The following is a 1,058-nucleotide window of genomic DNA, read 5'->3' on the forward strand; positions in this document are numbered from 1 at the left end:
GAGCAGGTTGTCACATGGCTATTGCGAGAAAGCGTCAGATAAGTTTGGCTGATACAAAGTACTATCATTGTATTTCTAGGTGCGTACGTCGAGCCTATCTATGTGGCGAAGATCGTTTTACTGGCCAATCATATGAGCATCGCAGGTGTTGGGTTGAAGAGAAGCTATTGGCTCTTTCTAACGTGTTTTGTATTGATGTTTGCGCATATGCAGTGATGAGTAATCATACGCATTTAGTGTTGTATGTTGATGATAAAAAAGCGAAACGACTGAACGATAAAGCCATTATTATCCGTTGGCATAAATTATGTAAAGGCACCATGCTGACAAATAAATATGTTCAAGGGGGCAAGCTAACGAAAGCAGAATGCTTCTTTTTAAATGAGACCGTCGATGAGTACCGTGAGCGATTATCAAGTATTAGCTGGTTTATGCGATTATTAAATGAAGATATAGCTCGCAGGGCGAATAAAGAAGATGGATGTACAGGGCGATTTTGGGAAGGCCGTTTCAAATCACAAGCACTGTTAGATGAAGCCGCATTGGCTGCATGTATGGCGTATGTTGATTTAAACCCAATCAGAGCGAAGGTAGCTCACACACCAGAAACATCGGATTACACGAGCGTACAAAAACGGATTGAAAGTGCAACCGACGGTAAACAACCAATACAATTACTACGCTTTGCAGGTATGCCAAGGCAGCACATGCCAAAGGGCTTACCATTTGAGTTAAAATCTTATTTAGAACTTGTAGAGTTAACGGGTCGTTGTATACGAGAAGATAAGTGCGGTTATATAGATAATACTCATTCACGGTTATTGGAGCGGGTAAATATCTCAGCAGATAATTGGTTAAAACTCACGAGCCACTTTACACGGGTGTTTCATGGCGCAGTCGGGAGGCCAACATCGCAGGAAGGATACTGTGAACATTTAAATAGAAAGCGGCGAGCAAATGTGAGAAATTGTGAAAAGCTATTAGCATAAAATAGAGCGATATAGTAAACCATCTAAAGCAATTCAAAAACTGCGAATTTGCAGCCTTTCTATGTCTAA

The 1,058-nt window shown here is 40.9% G+C and carries 1 protein-coding gene; it reads left to right on the plus strand.

What is annotated here, in order from left to right:
- Positions 1 to 14: 14 nt before the first annotated feature.
- Positions 15 to 989, plus strand: coding sequence for a transposase (locus H5162_RS21075; RefSeq protein ID WP_182779448.1), 975 nt, complete (start codon positions 15 to 17; stop codon positions 987 to 989).
- Positions 990 to 1,058: the final 69 nt, after the last annotated feature.

Origin of the sequence: Pseudoalteromonas sp. SR41-8, from assembly GCF_014163915.1 — a bacterium.
Classification (GTDB): Bacteria; Pseudomonadota; Gammaproteobacteria; order Enterobacterales; family Alteromonadaceae; genus Pseudoalteromonas; species Pseudoalteromonas rhizosphaerae.

What these genes read in the sequence shown, in the direction of transcription:
- H5162_RS21075 (WP_182779448.1), top strand. Translation starts at nt 15, where the DNA reads ATGGCTATTGCGAGAAAGCGTCAGATAAGTTTGGCTGATACAAAGTAC.